This window comes from Methylobacterium sp. CB376 (assembly GCF_029714205.1).
In the GTDB taxonomy this organism is placed as follows: domain Bacteria; phylum Pseudomonadota; class Alphaproteobacteria; order Rhizobiales; family Beijerinckiaceae; genus Methylobacterium.
In genome coordinates this window covers 3,340,620-3,355,284 of sequence record NZ_CP121648.1, presented here as the reverse complement: position 1 = coordinate 3,355,284, position 14,665 = coordinate 3,340,620, and the positions used below count along the sequence as shown (strand labels likewise).

Annotated in this window: 13 protein-coding genes; 5 read left to right on the top strand and 8 right to left on the bottom strand. The window is 70.7% G+C overall.

The genetic code is table 11. The annotated features are described in order from the left end of the window. Positions 1 to 272: 272 nt before the first annotated feature. Together QA634_RS15255 and QA634_RS15250 are read right to left on the bottom strand one after the other, a co-directional pair. On the bottom strand, positions 273 to 1,394 hold the full coding sequence (locus QA634_RS15255) for a calcium-binding protein (protein ID WP_265576617.1): 1,122 nt from the start codon (positions 1,392 to 1,394) through the stop codon (positions 273 to 275). Positions 1,395 to 1,870: 476 nt separating this feature from the next. After that, positions 1,871 to 2,107 (bottom strand): hypothetical protein, encoded by a 237-nt coding sequence (locus QA634_RS15250; protein ID WP_018260568.1) that lies wholly within the window; start codon positions 2,105 to 2,107, stop codon positions 1,871 to 1,873. A 706-nt stretch (positions 2,108 to 2,813) separates the two neighbouring features. Here QA634_RS15250 and QA634_RS15245 point away from each other — a divergent pair. Further along, a complete protein-coding gene (locus QA634_RS15245) occupies positions 2,814 to 3,110 on the top strand; it encodes a DUF6894 family protein (protein ID WP_012332817.1) in 297 nt (98 codons plus the stop codon). A gap of 266 nt (positions 3,111 to 3,376) precedes the next feature. Here QA634_RS15245 and QA634_RS15240 read toward each other — a convergent pair whose 3' ends face one another. The 4 genes from QA634_RS15240 to QA634_RS15225 form a co-directional block, all read right to left on the bottom strand. Continuing rightward, positions 3,377 to 4,213 (bottom strand): lytic transglycosylase domain-containing protein, encoded by an 837-nt coding sequence (locus tag QA634_RS15240; protein WP_012332816.1) that lies wholly within the window; start codon positions 4,211 to 4,213, stop codon positions 3,377 to 3,379. A 406-nt stretch (positions 4,214 to 4,619) separates the two neighbouring features. Further along, positions 4,620 to 5,429, bottom strand: a complete 810-nt coding sequence (locus QA634_RS15235; protein WP_265576616.1) for a 2OG-Fe(II) oxygenase — start codon at positions 5,427 to 5,429, stop codon at positions 4,620 to 4,622. A 450-nt stretch (positions 5,430 to 5,879) separates the two neighbouring features. Further along, entirely contained in the window at positions 5,880 to 6,179 is a 300-nt protein-coding gene (locus tag QA634_RS15230; RefSeq protein WP_012332813.1) for a hypothetical protein, read from the bottom strand. Between the two features lie 141 nt (positions 6,180 to 6,320). Continuing rightward, a complete protein-coding gene (locus QA634_RS15225) occupies positions 6,321 to 7,796 on the bottom strand; it encodes a sensor histidine kinase (RefSeq protein ID WP_415926909.1) in 1,476 nt (491 codons plus the stop codon). An 18-nt stretch (positions 7,797 to 7,814) separates the two neighbouring features. Here QA634_RS15225 and QA634_RS15220 point away from each other — a divergent pair, with 18 nt between their 5' ends. Next, complete coding sequence (locus QA634_RS15220) at positions 7,815 to 9,146, top strand: acyltransferase family protein (protein ID WP_265576615.1); 1,332 nt, start codon at positions 7,815 to 7,817, stop codon at positions 9,144 to 9,146. Continuing rightward, complete coding sequence (locus QA634_RS15215) at positions 9,061 to 9,447, top strand: DUF1330 domain-containing protein (protein WP_265576614.1); 387 nt, start codon at positions 9,061 to 9,063, stop codon at positions 9,445 to 9,447. The genes QA634_RS15220 and QA634_RS15215 overlap by 86 nt, the downstream gene beginning before the upstream one ends. Before the next feature lie 117 nt (positions 9,448 to 9,564). On the opposite strand, the gene QA634_RS15210 is transcribed toward QA634_RS15215, so the two are convergent. After that, entirely contained in the window at positions 9,565 to 10,893 is a 1,329-nt protein-coding gene (locus QA634_RS15210) for an SCP2 sterol-binding domain-containing protein (RefSeq protein WP_012332809.1), read from the bottom strand. Continuing rightward, complete coding sequence (locus QA634_RS15205) at positions 10,890 to 11,633, bottom strand: SDR family NAD(P)-dependent oxidoreductase (protein WP_283027505.1); 744 nt, start codon at positions 11,631 to 11,633, stop codon at positions 10,890 to 10,892. The genes QA634_RS15210 and QA634_RS15205 overlap by 4 nt, the downstream gene beginning before the upstream one ends. Positions 11,634 to 11,798: 165 nt before the next feature. Here QA634_RS15205 and QA634_RS15200 point away from each other — a divergent pair, with 165 nt between their 5' ends. Further along, complete coding sequence (locus QA634_RS15200; RefSeq protein WP_012332807.1) at positions 11,799 to 12,416, top strand: TetR family transcriptional regulator; 618 nt, start codon at positions 11,799 to 11,801, stop codon at positions 12,414 to 12,416. A 399-nt stretch (positions 12,417 to 12,815) separates the two neighbouring features. Further along, entirely contained in the window at positions 12,816 to 14,657 is a 1,842-nt protein-coding gene (locus QA634_RS15195; protein WP_012332806.1) for a methanol/ethanol family PQQ-dependent dehydrogenase, read from the top strand. Positions 14,658 to 14,665: the final 8 nt, after the last annotated feature.

The window sequence follows — 14,665 nt, the reverse complement described above, 5'->3', positions numbered from 1 at the left end:
CCCGGCGAGGCTGAACCGCCCCGGATCTGCCGGAGGCTGGTCGGCTCGGCGCGGGCCGCCAGCTTCGGCCCCGGCGGGGCCTGCCGGGTTCGGGGCTGGTGCGGTCACCCGCTCCTCACCCCGTCACCGCGGGGGACTGCCCTCGCGAGGGGGCCGCCCGCGCCGGCGCCGTGGAGGGCGCGGGGGAGCCGTCTCGCTCTCGTTCAGCGACCGCCTCGGCGCGACACGACCGGGCGGCGCGTCTCGGACGGCGCCCGGTCGCCGGGCGGGCCTCAGCCGAAGGTGAAGTCGGCGGCCGTCAGCGTGGCGACCTGCCGGTTCTGCAGGGTGATGGTGTCGCCGTCGCCGTAGCTGATCAGGACGTCCGATCCGACCTGCCGGCTCGCCGCCTGCACCGCCGCGAAGTTCGCGAAGGCGTTGTTGTTGAAGGCGATCACGTCGGTGCCCGACACGAAGTCGCGCACCAGATCCTGCCCGTCCCCGCGCCCGAACGCGAAGGTGTCCGCGCCGGCGCCGCCGACCAGTTCATCGTTGCCGGCATTGCCGAACAGGAGGTCGTTGCCGTCTTCGCCGTACAGTGAATCGGTGCCGGCGCCGCCCGAGAGGTAATCGTTGCCCGCCCCGGCACCGATGAAGTCGTTGCCGTCGCCGCCGAACACCTGATCGTCGCCGGTCTCGCCGAACACGACGTCGTCGCCGGCGCCGCCGTTCACGGTGTCGTTTCCGCCACCGCCCAAGCCCGTATCCCCGAACAGGCGGTCGTTGCCCGCGTCGCCGAACACGACGTCGTTGCCCTCGTCGCCGTAGACGGTGTCGTCGCCCAGGTCGCCGTCGGCGTAGTCGTAGCCGATCCCGCCGCGGACGATGTCGTTGTCCTCACCCCCGGAGACGAAATCGTCCCCCTCGTCGCCGAAAACGAAGTCGTTGCCCTGCTCGCCGACGAAGAAGTCGTTCCCGGCGCCGCCGAACAGGGTGTCGCTGCCCGGATTGCCGGCCGCGTAGTCGTCGCCCTCGTTGCCGTAGATCAGGTCGTCCCCGGCCTCGCCGATCAGCTGATCGCTGCCGCCGCGGCCGTAGATGACGTCGTTGCCGGGGCCGCCCGCCACGTAGTCCGGATCGTCTCCGCCGTCGAGCGTGTCGTTGCCGTCCTGGCCGTCGATCCTGTCGAAGCCCGCGCCTCCGTTGATCTGATCATCGCCGAGTGCGCCGAGCAGGACGTCGTTGCCTGCCAGCCCGTTGATCACGTCGGCCGCGTTCGTGCCGATGAGTTGGTCGGGTCCCGGAGTGCCGTTAAGCGTCGCCATGGGCGTTTCTCCCTGTGAGGCCTTGACCAACCTTGCGCACCCTCCCTTGTTCCTGCCCATGGCGACGAATGCCGCCGCTATGCTGCGCAATTACATGTGCGAGTCCCGCAGGCCGACCCGAGTCTATTTGAGACTAGTCGCGAGTTTTTGCGTCCGCGGAGCCCGGCGTGACCGGCGCGGCGGGGCACTTGGGACACTATTGTGCTCGGCGGGGAGCCCTGAACGAGTCCGAGTGAGTGTCGGAGAACGGGAGAAGCCCCGGGTTCCGATCTTGCGCCGGGCATCCGGGCCGCGCGGAACCGGGCCGAAGCCGCGGCAGGCCCTGCCGGCACGGATGCCCGCTCGGAGCGCGCCGTCGACCGCGCGGCCGCGCGTCGCGCGGGCCCGCCGCCGGGCGCGGCCGACCGCAGGGCGGGCGAGGGGCGGGGGCTCGGGGCCGGGACGTCCGTCCTGCGGAGAGAGGCGCCGCGCAGGACCCGCTCCCGCCGCGCCCGGATCCCGCCCGCGCTCGCCGGGCCTGCCGCGCCGCCCCGGACCCGCCGACGTCCCGGGCGAGCCGCGAGGCGCTAATCGTCCCAGGGAAAATCGAAGCGCTCGACGAGTCGCTTGATGTCGGCCGCGCAGTACGTGCTGCCGCCGCAGCTGATGCGAACGGTGCGATCTTCGCCGAAATCCTGAGTCACGGCGAACAGGATGGCCTCCGAGAGTGTCTCGAAGGCCTGCGTGCGGCTGCCGATGCCGAAGCTTCGGCCGTCCCCGCACGGATCCTGCCAGTGGCATACGGCATACCGGTCCCAATCCATCCCGCGACGCATTCGAAACGCCCCTGTTCCACGCCACGCGACCCGATTGCGTGCCGGCTTTCCCCGATGCCCGATCATGACCGGGATTCCGGTCGCCTGAGTTGATGGACGGCAGATCTCGTGACGGCTGCGCGTCCGGCGTCCGATGCACCGCGGCCCGGACCTGGCCGATCCATCCGCTGACCAAGTCACGCGCCGACGAAGTCACGGGCCGATCAAGTCATCCCCGTGAGGCCAGCGTTCCCGGCCGCGGCGGGGCGGACGTGGCGACCGGCTCGCCCCGTCCGGCCGGGATGACGGTCAGATCAAGCTCCGTCGGACCGGGCCTGTCATGCGCGCGGAAGCGAGCCGCGCGGCTGTCAGTCTTTGAGCTCGACGCCTTGCAATCTAGCCTTGATCTGACTTGAGAGGATTTTCCTGATGTGGTTGCGAATCGACTCGACTCTCTTCGCTTGAGAGACCGACGTGCTCTTCGGTTCAACAGAGCGCCGTGAATGCATCGCCACGCCTCATTGCAAGCAAGCTCACGCACCCGATGAGCGTCGGGTCGAAACGAGCATGGGTTCACTTCGTTCCAAGCGTCCCGCGCATGTTTTTTAGTTTGTTATTGACATATAGCAGGTACCGCGACGCGCGACCATCACTAGTAACGCGTCAAATTGCGTACCGCTGCGCCCGAAGCTTCACCGGACGGCGTGTTTCGCCCATGCCGGACGACGTGCCCGCGGCGCAGGCGGAGTTCGTGCGCACGCGGCGAGGGGCAATGGGGGCTGACTTGATGCAGCGCTTCTACGTTGATCTCTCCGACGGCCGGGACGTCATCCGCGACGAGGAGGGCGTCGAGGCGGCCTCGCTCGAAGAAGTGCTGGACCAGGCCGAACGGGTCATCGCCGAGACGCTGCTGGGCGACGACCCGGACGACCGGCACGGCAACTGGACATTGGTGATCAGGTCGGCGGCCGGGGCGATCCTCGCGATGCTGCCGTTTCTGGGCGAGTCCTGACGCGCGGCCGGCGCGGCCTGCCCGGCGGCGCGCACGTGCGGTCCGGGCGGCCCGCCAGCCCGTGCCCGACGCCGCCCCGGGGAGCGTCTTTTCAGGCAGGCGACGCGGCCGCCGACACGTCGCCCTGCTTGGATGTGCTTCGAATCTGTCCAGAGATCGACCGCGTTACTGATCATCAACTTGCGGGAATATTCATCGTTCCGCGCCTACGTAGTCTCTCCCGCGGCCGGGAGGGGGCGGCCCGCAATCCCGCGCCGCCGCGCGGATCAGGACCCGCGACGCGGCATCGGGTCGGCGAAGCCGACGAGATCCCCGCGCACTCTCCATTCCTCGATCGTCCGGCCGGTGATCCGCACGACGTAGTTGCGCGTCTCCGCCGGAAGGGAGGAGCGACCGGCCAGCCAATCGCGCACCCGCCGGGGTCCGGCGTTGTAGGCCGCCGCTGCCAGACCGAGATTGCCGAACTGCGTCCGGAATTCCCGCAGCAGCTCCGCCGATTTCGGGATCGCCTCGAAGGGATCGAACGGGTCGACGAGGCCGCGCTCGCCGGCCGTGGCCGGCATGAACTGGGCGATGCCGAGGGCGCCCGCCCGGCTGACCGCCTGGTGGTTCAGGCCGCTCTCCTGCTTCAACAGGTGCAGCAGGAACTCCGCCGGCAGATCGTGGGCCAGCGCGGCATCCGCGATGTACGCGGTCACGCGCTCGCGGTCGCCGAAGAAGGCCGCCGACCACGCGTCGGCGATGGTCGAGACGGCGAGCGGGGAGGGCGGGGCATCCGCGGTCGCCGCGTGGGCGCGGCTCACATAGGCGTGGGCGGGGCCGCCCGGGCCGGTCTCCCGCGCGATGCGCGGCACGGCGGGGGCGGGGGCGGGGCGAGGGGCCGCCAGGGCGATGGCCGGCTGCACGCCGTCCTCGCCGGGCAGCACGCCCGGCGCGGTGAGCAGCAGCGCCGCGGCGAGCGCGCCGGAGAGGGCGAGTCTCCGGCCCGCGACGGTTCGCACCGCGACCCGGACGAGGGCGCTCCGGGTCACCCGGGCCCGGTAGGCGCGCAGGCTCGTGGGCCTGAGGGGCCGCATGGTCGTGTCCGGGCCGGGCGACACCATCCTGCTCTCCCGCCACCTCGAAGCATCAATTCGCCGGAGCGTCCCACGCGATCGCCCTGCTCCTGCGCGACCGCCGGTACCGGCTGCGCGAGGCAACGAGGCGATAACCGTGGAAAAGGGGAAGAGCGCCGCCAATCATCGCGACCGTCCCGACCACCAGGATGAGTTCCACACGCTCCTCCTCATCACTCTGCATGGTAGACCCACACAGGGCAACTCGCGCCCGGTCGCTCGCGCAGGAATTAACAGACTATAGTTTCGGAGCAATTTCGAGCGAGTGTTGTGTTGAGGTAACACCGTGCTCGGGTCGCCGGGTGCCTGTACTGGCGGGGGCGGCGGGGCGAGGCCTCCCGCGGCGGCGCGTCGTCCGTTCGAGGGTTCGGCGCGCGCCGAGCCCGAGGGGCGGTCAGGTCCGGAACCTGGCGTAGAGCGCCTTCAGCGCCGCCAGGATCGGCCGGGGAAGCGTCCCGCGCAGGATGATCTGCAGTCTCTGAAGGGCGCGCAGCGAGGGGTGCCGGACGTAGACGGTGGCCCTGCTGTCCGAACGACCGCCGTCCTGGCGACCGTTCGTGTAGTAGTAGGCGATCAGGGCCCGGCGCGCGCGGCCGGGCCGAACCGGGCGCGGATGGCCGTGGGCGGCGGTCGCCGATTGCCCCATGATCAGCGTGGTGCCGAACACCGGCGCGATCACGGCCCCGCGCCGCGCCGGCTCCGCGTACCAGAGTTCCAGGGCGCCCCCGTCCTGGTCCGTCCCGTCGCGATCGAGGTAAGTGATCAGGGCCAGCCTGTTGTCGAGCTTCGTCTCCGGCTGGCTCTGAAAATCCACGTGGACCTCGAATAATCCACTTCCGGACACCTCGTGCATGCCTCCGCCGAACAAGCTCGGGTCCGGCAGGAGGTTCTGGATCCCGGTCAAACTCGACAGGAAACGAATGAAGCGTGGCGAGCTCACCACGTCGAAATAGAGCTGAGCTGCGGCAGGGAGGGTCGAATTCGGTGCCGTGATCCTTTTCCTCATCAATTCGGTGTTGTAGCTCGTCCAGAGCGCAGGTCCGCCTGTCCCGTATTCCTGAACAATTAAATCGAGAAGTGACTCTGAAAATACGTCTTTCAATACGAGATGCGGAAAAGGGGCGGCGTTCCGATAAACATCTCTCAATGTGGCAAGATCCGACTCTGAAAAATACCTGTCATCGTTCCAGACATCGCGTTGCATGGACGGGGCCCGGGGCGCCAGTGCAGGAGCAGTTTGGGATCTGCGGCTCACTTCCCTCACTGGTCCCACGCATCGAGAGTTGCAAGCTAGTCTGCTTGCAAGCCAGGGCAGCGGGACTCGATCGAGGGATCGTCCCCGCTCGACTTGGCCGGGCGACGCGCCCGTCGCCCTCGGCCGCGGGCCGCGCGACGGCGCCCTGTCCGCGCGCCGCGACCCGGACGCCGATCCCGGTGGGGAGCCGGCATCGTGCGCGACGGGCACCGGACGGCGTGCGACCCGGGAGCGCCCCGGCGCACCGGCGCGGCGCCGCGACGATGGCGGCGGCTTCGCCGAGCATGGCCGTCGGGGTGGTGGGCGTGGTCGGCCGCCTCCCCTCGCGGGAGCCCGGCGGGGCGGGACCGCCCGTCCGCGAGACCGACGCGCGCGGGTGCCGGTCCGGCGAGGGGCCCGTCACGGGTCGCAGCCGATGCAGATGTCGCGCACGACCTTCTGGCCCTTGATCCCGGAGAGCGCCTGGTTCGGGAGCCCCCGATCCCGCGGAGGGCGGTGGGCCGCGGGCGCCGGGATGCTGCCGGTGGCCTCGGGCCGGCGCGGCACGAAGGCGGAGCCTTCGGCCCTGGGCGGGATGTAGGCGAAGAACACGTCCCTCGCGTCGGCGGGAGGCGCGGCCGAACCGGCGGCCCGCGCGGGCGCCGGTGCCGGCAGCGCGACCGCGAGGCCGAGCGTCAGGGATGCAACGGTGATCCGCATGGCGGGCTCCGGAAGCGGTCGTCCCGGGAGCAACCCGCCAGCCGCAGGCAGGTTCGGACGGCCCGCGCGGGCCCTTGCGGCCGGCCCGCCCGGGGCGACGCCCGCAGGAGCCCGTCCCGCGTCACGGCCGCGGCGGAAGGCTCAGCCGGGCGCGAGCGGCAGCATGATCGTGCAGTCGACGCCGTCGGGTCCGAGCCTGTAGGCGACCTCGGCGCTGAGCTGATAGGGCAGCGCCCGCTCGATCAGTTCCAGGCCGTAGCCGCGGCGCGGGGGCTCTCCGTCCGCTCCGAGCGGCACCCTCACGCCGCGCTCCCGCCACGCGACCCGCAGCCGCGCGCCGCCCGCACTCCGAACCACCTGCCAGGACACGCTCAGGCGGCCCTCCGGCCGCGACAGGGCCCCGTATTTGAGCGCGTTGGTGGCCAGTTCGTGCAAGCCCAGGGCGAGCGTCTGCACCGTCGCCGAGCGCAGGGGGATGCCGCGCGGTCCCTCGAGCGCGACCCGGCCGCCGCGCCCATCGACCACGACGCCGTGGCCGGCGAGCTCGGTGCGGATGAGCGCGTCGAAGGCGATCCGGTCGCTGTCCTCGAGGCGCGAGAGCAGGCCGTTCACGCGCGCGAGCGCGGCGAGCCGGTCGTGGAACCGCGTGCGGACCTCCGCGAGGGCGGCCTCGCCCGGGATCACGCGGTCGGCGATCGCCCGGACCACGCCGAGCAGGTTGCGGGTGCGGTGCTGGAGTTCCGCCACCAGCACTCTCTGGCGCTCCCGCAGCCGCAGCAGCTGATCGATGTCCGTCGAGGTACCGAGCCACTCGATCACCGCGCCGCTCTCGGTGCGCACCGGCGCGGCGCGGGTCGCGAACCAGCCGTGGCGCCCCTCGGAGGCGTTGTAGATGCGGGTCTCCATCATCAGCGGGCCGCCGGAATCCGCGTCGACCCAGGCGGCGGCCGCCGCCTGCCGGTCGTCCGGGTGCAGGGCTTCCAGCCAGCCGAGATCGCGGCTCGCCTCGGCCGAGAGGCCGGTGAAGGCGCTCCATTGCGGGCTGGACCAGATCCAGTGTCCGCCGTCCCGCGAGCGCCAGATGAGCTGCGGGATGCCCTCGATCAGGACCCGCTGGCGGGCCTCGCTCTCGCGCAAAGCCGCCTCGGCCCGCGCGCGGGTGCCGACCTCGATGCCGACCATGTGGACCTGCGCGACGGTCGGGCCGTCGCGCACCGGCGTCAGGAAGGCGTCGAACACGTCCGCGCCCGGATCGCCCTCGCCGCGCGTGTCGAGGGGCTGCGCCGCGACGGCGACGCTCTCGCCGGCGAAGGCGCGCGCGTAGAAGGGGGCGACGACCGCCCAGCCTTCCGGAAACACCTCCGGGAGCGGCCGGCCCAGCGCCGCCGGGTGTCGGTCGCCGTACAGGCGGGCGGCCGCGTCGTTGTAGATCAGGATGCGCGCGGGGCCGCAGACCAGCGAGGACACGGCCGCGCAGGCGAGCACCTGCTCGACCATGATCCGCAGCGGCGGCGACCATCCCTCGACCGGTCCGAGCGGCGTCGAGGCCCAGTCGTACCCACGGATGCGCCGGCTCATCTCGCCGTCGCCGGGCGGCCATGGGGCGCTCAATCGCATCCTCCCGCGCATCGGCCCGTGAACGCCGCGAAGGTTAGCCCGCGGAATCGAATCGGCGCAAATGCCGCGCAGCACGCGCCGGCGGGCCGATTTGATGACCGTCAACATCGGCGCTCGAAGGAATGCCTAGATAACCGCTGCGGGCCGCGACCTGACATCGATCCGCAATGGAGCGATCCGATGACTTCGCTTGACGTGAAATGGCAGCAGGCAAGCTGCCGGCCACGGGGATTTGATTTATTGCGTACATCTTTGTCTATTTGTATCATCCTTTGGCATTCGGTGGCGACGAGTTATGGCTTGGTTGTAGAGGAAAGTTTGTATCACAGCCCTCTGAAGATCCTGGTGTGGTTCCTGGTCCCGGCATTCTTTGCGCTCTCGGGCTTCCTGGTGGCCGGCTCCGTGGTGAGAAACGACCTCTTGTCCTTCGCCGTGCTCCGGGTGATCCGCATCTTTCCCGCGCTCACGGCGGAGGTCGTGATTTCGGCCCTGATCCTCGGCCCGCTCTTCACGGTTCTGACCTTGCGCGGATACTTCACCGACAAGACGTTCTATGTCTACTTGCTGAACGTATTCGGCGACGTGCATTTCACGTTGCCGGGGGTGTTCAATGATCTGCCGGTACCCAACCTGGTCAACGCCCAGCTATGGACGATCCCCCACGAGCTGGAATGCTACGTGGCGATCAGCATCGCCGCCGTGATCGGGCTCACGCAGCGCCCGCGCCTCTTCCTCGGCGCCTTCGCGGCCTTCCTCGTCCTGCTGATCATGAGGGATCACAGCGGCGGCAGCTTGGCATCGGCCGCCCAGCCTCCGGGCAGGATGCTCGTCCTGTGCTTCATGTTCGGCGTCGCGCTCTACCTGAATAAGGAAGTCATCGCCCATTCCACGCTGCTGTTCCTGATCTGCACCGGCCTTTACGCCTTCTGCGTCCTGCAATCGAGCCGCGTTGCCGAGGATCTTGCCTCCGTTTTCGTTTCATACGTGACTATATACATTGGTCTCTTGGATTTCCGAGGAAAGTGGCTGACGAGGGCGGCCGATTACTCGTACGGGCTCTACCTGTACGGCTTTCCCGTGCAGCAGGCCGTCACCCAGCTGATGCCGGGCCACCGCGTCTGGTACCTGAACTTCGTGCTCAGCCTCTGCGTGACCTCCGTCTTCGCGGCGATCTCCTGGCACGGGCTCGAATCGAAGGTCATGCTGAGGAAGAAGGCGGTCCTGCGCTTCGTGGCTGAGCGCAAGGACGGGATCGCGGCGGGGATTGCCGCGGCCCGGGCCCGCGTGCGGGGGGGCTACCCGCGCTCCGGACGCGACGGGACCATCGCCTCGACCAAGAGCGCGTCCTGACGCCGCGGCCGCGGAGCCGCATCGGCGCCGACGCGCACCCTCCTACGCGAGGCGCAGCGCTCCGGCGATCGCGGCGGCCGGCGGCCGCATCCTGGCCCGCGGGTTGCCGGCCCAGGTCTGCGAGGCCGGGCTCCCGCAGCGCACCGTGCTCATCGAGTCCGACAGCGTGGAGCAGGCCCGCGCGGCCCATGACAGCCCGGCCCATGACAGCCCGGCCCATGACAGCCCGGCCTACCAAGAGGCGCTGGCCCTCCTGGCGGGCAGCGCCGAGCGCGACATCCGCATCGTCGAGGGGGTGTGATCCGCTGTCCGGACGATCAGTTCCGGACAGCGTGTCACAAGCCCGCGCGGCGCTTGAGCGAAGCCCAAATCCGCATGGCGACGCGATCCGTCGGATGTCGGGTGATCCCGCCTCCGCTCAGGCCGGGAAGCAGCGTCCGAAGGCGGCGAGCAGCCGCGGGGAGCCGCGCAGGCGCAGGCGGCCGGTGGCGAGCAGGCGCAGCAGGCTGACCTCCCGGTTCAGGAACCGCAGCCAGGCCGCCCCCTCGACGGTGACGCGCAGGTCCGGTCGGCCGAGGTGCCCCTCGGCCACCGTGATGCGCCGGTCGCGGATCGTCACCGTGGCATTCGCCGCCTCGCGCCCCGTGAAGGCGAAGTGATAGACCGCCGAGAGGGCGCCGGCCCGCCCGGGCTGGAAGGTCAGCGGCATGCCGAACAGGAAGCCCTGGACGGTGGTGGCCCGGGCGCCCTGGCGCACGAAGCGGAGGCGCTTGTGCGGGAAGCGGCGCGCCGCGTGCGCGGCCGCGTCGCTGCCGCGCACGACGTAGACCGGCTCGGTCCGCGCCTTCAGCGGATCCACGACGGCGCGGAGGTGGCCGGCCTTGTCGGCGAGGTAGGGGCCGATCACGTCCTCGCCGGCCGGGCAGACCGCGATGCAGTAGGCCGCGTTGTAGGTCGGGCCGTAGGACAGGCTCTGCCAGCGCGTCACCGTCTCGGCGTAGCCGTGCTTGGCGCGGTAATCGGCGGCCGAGCGGCTCTCCGCGATGTCCTCGACGAAGTTGGCGAAGCCGCCCATGAACTGCTGGTAATTGTGGTTCAGGCAGGCCGAGAAATCGAACGCCCCGTCCGGCTTCAGGGCCCCGACCGGGCAGGCCGCCACGCAGAGCTTGCACGACACGCACGGGGCGACGTCCAGGGGCGTCCCGGGCGCGTCGACCTCGGCCGCGATCAGCACCGTGTTCAGCAGGACGAAGGAGCCGAAGCGGGGATGGATCAGGCTCCGGTGCAGGCCCATCCGGCCCAGCCCGGCGGCCTCCGCGAACCGCTTGTGCGAGACCACCCAGGCCCGCGCCGGGAAATCGTCCACCTCCATCGGGAAGGCCATGGCCGGATTGAGCGCGCGGATGCCCGAATCCTCCAGCCGGCGCACGATCCGGCGCGCGACCCCGTCGAGGTCGTGACCCGAGCTGTGGAATTCCAGGTTCGCCACCGAGCGGGCCGGGGAGCGCACCGGCTCGCGGTGCATGCGCCCGACCAGGGCGAGGAGGGTCCGGGCGGCCGGAAAGGCCCTCGTCACGGAGGGAACCTCCTCGCGCAGCGCCGGATCCGTGATCGAGGCCAGGCCGCAATCGTCGGCGCCGCAGGCCCGGGCCAGCGCCAGCAGGTCGTCGCCGCGAAGCCGCGGGACGACGCCGTCGCCGCCCGCCACGGCGCGCAGGGGAGCGGGCCCCTCGGAAGCGGGCATCATCGCGCGGTCATCCCGGCCATGACCCGGCCCATCATCGCCACCCGGCCGAAACGGGGCAGCGGGGTGAGCGCCGTCTCCAGCGCCTTCGCCAGGAAGCCGGGGCGAACGGTGGCCCGCCGTCCCAGGGCGCGCAGGCTGCCCGCCGCGACCTCGTCGGGCGTCTGGCCCGCCGCGATCCGCATCCCGGCACGCCCGCCGAAGCCGCTCACGACCGGGCCGGGCGCCGCGGCCAGGACGTCGACGCCGCGCGCGCGCAGCTCCGCGTGCAGACCCTCGGCCAGGCTCTGCACGTAGGCCTTGGTCGCCGCGTAGTTGGCCGCCCGGGGCACGCCCTGGAACGCCACCAGCGAACTCAGCAGGACGATGCCGCCGCGCCCCCGCTCGGCGAAGCGGCGCGCGAAGACGTGCGTCACCTCAGCCAGGGAGCGGCAATTGACGTCGATCATGCCGAGCTCGGCCGCGAGGTCGCCCTCGATGAACGGGCCGGACGTGCCGAAGCCTGCGGCGGCGACGAGGAGGCCGAGGTCGCGGCCGGCCGTCGCCTCCGCGATCCGCCCCACCTGCTCGGCCTCGGCGAGATCGGCGGCCAGCACCTGCACGTCGACGCCGTGGCGGCTCCGCAGCGCGCCCGCGAGCTCGGTCAGGACCGCCTCGCGGCGCGCCGTGAGGACGAGGTCGAACCCCGCCGCGGCCAGCTGACGCGCGAAGGCGCGTCCGATCCCGTCCGAGGCTCCGGTCACGAGGGCGGCGGGCCCGTAGCGGTCGCGCAGGCGGGGAGGGGGCGGGAGAGGGCAGGGAACATCGGGGCGACCTCGCCGGGCAGATGGGATGTCAATCGACATCTAATTGCGAGGATGTCACCTATCATCTAAATGTCAACCGGCAGGCAGCGGGGGGAGGAAGGGATGCGCGTCTCCAAGGAGGCCGCGGCGGCGAGCCGGGTCCGCATCGTCGAGGCGGCCTCGCGCCTGCTCCGGGAGCGCGGGATCGAGGCGACCAGCATCGCCGACGTGATGGAGGCGGCCGGGATGACGCATGGCGGCTTCTACAAGCACTTCCGGTCCAAGGATGACCTCGTCGCCGCGGCCCTCGGCGCGGCCTTCGCGGGCCACGCGGACCGGTTCGACCGGCGCCGCGCGCGCGAGGGCGCGGCGGCGGCCCTCGCCGCCTACCTGGCCGAGTACCTCTCGGCGGACCACGTCGCGCATCCGGGCGTGGGCTGTCCCGTCGCGGCCCTCGGGATCGATGCGGGCCGCGGCTCGGCCGAGGTGGCGGCGGCCCTCGCGCGGGGGGTCGAGGACATCGTCGCCCGCGTCGCGGCCGCGGAACCCGATGGGCGGGGCCCGGCGCGGGCGCGCGCCGCGGCCATCCGGCGTCTCGCCGCGATGGTCGGGGCGGTCGTCGTGGCGCGGGGGGTCGGTCCGGGTCCCCTGCGCGACGAGGTCCTGGCGGCTTGTTCGGACGCGGCGGGCGGCCCGCCGGACGGGGAAGCGTCCCGGACGAAGCCCGGCGCGGACGCCTGATCCGGGATCGGCTTGATCGAAGCGGATCCCGGATCACGCGCCTGAGCGCGGCGCCTGAGCGAAGCCGACATCCGCCTTGCCGAAATGCGAGATGGCGAAGCCATCAACCGGATGTCGCATGAGGCGGCACCCGGCGCAGTCCCGACCGGGGCCGTGCCGCCCGCGCGGATCCTTCGCGGCGCCCGCGAGGGGGCATGATGCGGGAATGTCCGCTCAAACGACGGAGCTCAGCCCAGTCGAATTCTCAGGAATTGAGCGGCCATCGCCTCTCGTCGATTAACACAAGATAAGTCCGGAGGCCGTCTCGCGCCGAGACTGCCCCATCCGGGAACTTAGTTTCAGCATCAGATTTTTGATATGGTCGCGGGAGAGCTGTCCCGCACAGCGAGAGAGGCCCTCGTGAAGAGGCTCGTACTAAGGACCTGCTTCCTTGTCGGCTTCTCCGTTCCGATCCTGGCAGCCGCGCAGGAGCCCGCCCCTTCCACGGCGGCGCGAGACCCGACGTCGGGGGCCCAGGAGCATCCCCGCCCTCCGGTCGCCGCGGCACCCGCCGACGATGGCCAGTGGACGATGCCGGCCAAGAACTTCGCCAGCACGCGCTACAGCGAGCTGGCGGAGATCACGCCGGAGAACGCCAAGAGCCTGCGCGTGGCGTTCACCTTCTCGGTGGGCGTGAACCGCGGGCAGGAATCCTCGCCGCTGGTGGTGGGCGGTACGATGTACGTGCTCTCGCCCTATCCCAACATCCTCCACGCGCTCGACCTGACGAAGCCCGGCGCGCCGCTCAAGTGGCAGTACAATCCCAAGCCCGAGGCCGCCGCGCAGGGGGTCGCCTGCTGCGACGTCGTGAACCGCGGGCCGACCTACGCGGACGGGCACCTCTTCTTCAACACGCTCGACGGCAACGTCGTCTCGGTGGACGCCGCAACCGGCGTGGAGGCCTGGAAGACCAGGGTCGGCAACATCCACCTGGGCGAGACCATGACGATGGCGCCGCTCGTCGCCCACGGCAAGGTCCTGGTCGGCAACGCGGGCGGCGAGATGGGTGTGCGGGGCTGGATCCAGGCCCTCGACCAGCAATCCGGCAAGGTCGCCTGGAAGGCCTTCAACACCGGCCCCGACAAGGACGTGCTGATCGGATCCGACTTCAAGCCGTTCTACGAGTCCGACAAGGGCCAGGATCTCGGTGTCAGATCCTGGCCGCCCAACGCCTGGGAACAGGGCGGCGGCACGGTCTGGGGTTGGCTGTCCTACGATCCCGACCTCAACCTCGTCTACCACGGGACCGGCAATCCCGGTCCGTGGAACGCCGACCAGCGCCCCGGCGACAACAAGTGGACCTCCGGCATCTTCGCGCGGGATGCCGACACGGGGCAGGCGCGCTGGTTCTACCAGTGGAGCCCTCACGACCTCTACGACTGGGACGGCATCAACGAGCAGATCCTGCTCGACATGACCTGGAAGGGGCAGCCCCGGAAGGTGCTCGTGCGGCCGGAGCGCAACGGCTACGTCTACATCCTCGATCGCACCAGCGGGGAGGTGCTGTCGGCCAAGCCCTTCCACGCCATCACCACCACCACCGGCGTCGACCTCAAGACCGGGCGGCTGCAGTACATTCCGGAAAAGAAGCCCCAGGTCGGCAAGGTGATGCGCGACATCTGCCCGAATGCCTCGGGCGCCAAGGACTGGAGTCCCTCGGCCTACTCGCCGCGCACCGGTCTCCTCTACCTGCCCCATACGAACCTCTGCATGGATGAGGAGCATATGGAGGCGAATTACATCGCGGGAACGCCCTATCTCGGGTCGGAAGTCCGGATGAAGGCCGGTCCCGGAGGCCACCGCGGCGTCTACACCGCCTGGGACGTCGCGGGCGAGCGCGCCGCGTGGTCGATCAGGGAGGAGTTCCCGGTCTGGAGCGGAACCCTCGTCACCGCGGGCGACGTCACCTTCTACGGCACCATGGACGGCTGGTTCAAAGCCGTGAACGCGCGCACGGGCGAGGTCCTGTGGCAGTTCAAGACCGGCTCCGGGATCATCGGCCAGCCGACCACCTATCGCGGCCCGGACGGGCACCAGCACGTCGCCATCCTGTCGGGCGTGGGCGGCTGGCCCGGCGTCATCGTCTCCGCCGACCTCGACCCGCGCGACGGCACCGGCGCGCTGGGCTTCCTCAACGCCATGCGCGACCTGAAGCAGGTCACGACGAAGGGAGGGATGCTCTATGACTTCGCCCTTCCCTAGCGGGGCGC

Coding starts and splice junctions, on each gene's coding strand:
- QA634_RS15235 (WP_265576616.1), bottom strand. CDS start 5,429: ATGCAACGCGATGTCTGGAACGATGACAGGTATTTTTCAGAGTCGGAT.
- QA634_RS15200 (WP_012332807.1), top strand. CDS start 11,799: ATGCGCGTCTCCAAGGAGGCCGCGGCGGCGAGCCGGGTCCGCATCGTC.
- QA634_RS15240 (WP_012332816.1), bottom strand. CDS start 4,213: ATGGTGTCGCCCGGCCCGGACACGACCATGCGGCCCCTCAGGCCCACG.
- QA634_RS15250 (WP_018260568.1), bottom strand. CDS start 2,107: ATGGATTGGGACCGGTATGCCGTATGCCACTGGCAGGATCCGTGCGGG.
- QA634_RS15230 (WP_012332813.1), bottom strand. CDS start 6,179: ATGCGGATCACCGTTGCATCCCTGACGCTCGGCCTCGCGGTCGCGCTG.
- QA634_RS15245 (WP_012332817.1), top strand. CDS start 2,814: ATGCCGGACGACGTGCCCGCGGCGCAGGCGGAGTTCGTGCGCACGCGG.
- QA634_RS15210 (WP_012332809.1), bottom strand. CDS start 10,893: ATGATGCCCGCTTCCGAGGGGCCCGCTCCCCTGCGCGCCGTGGCGGGC.
- QA634_RS15225 (WP_415926909.1), bottom strand. CDS start 7,796: ATGCGATTGAGCGCCCCATGGCCGCCCGGCGACGGCGAGATGAGCCGG.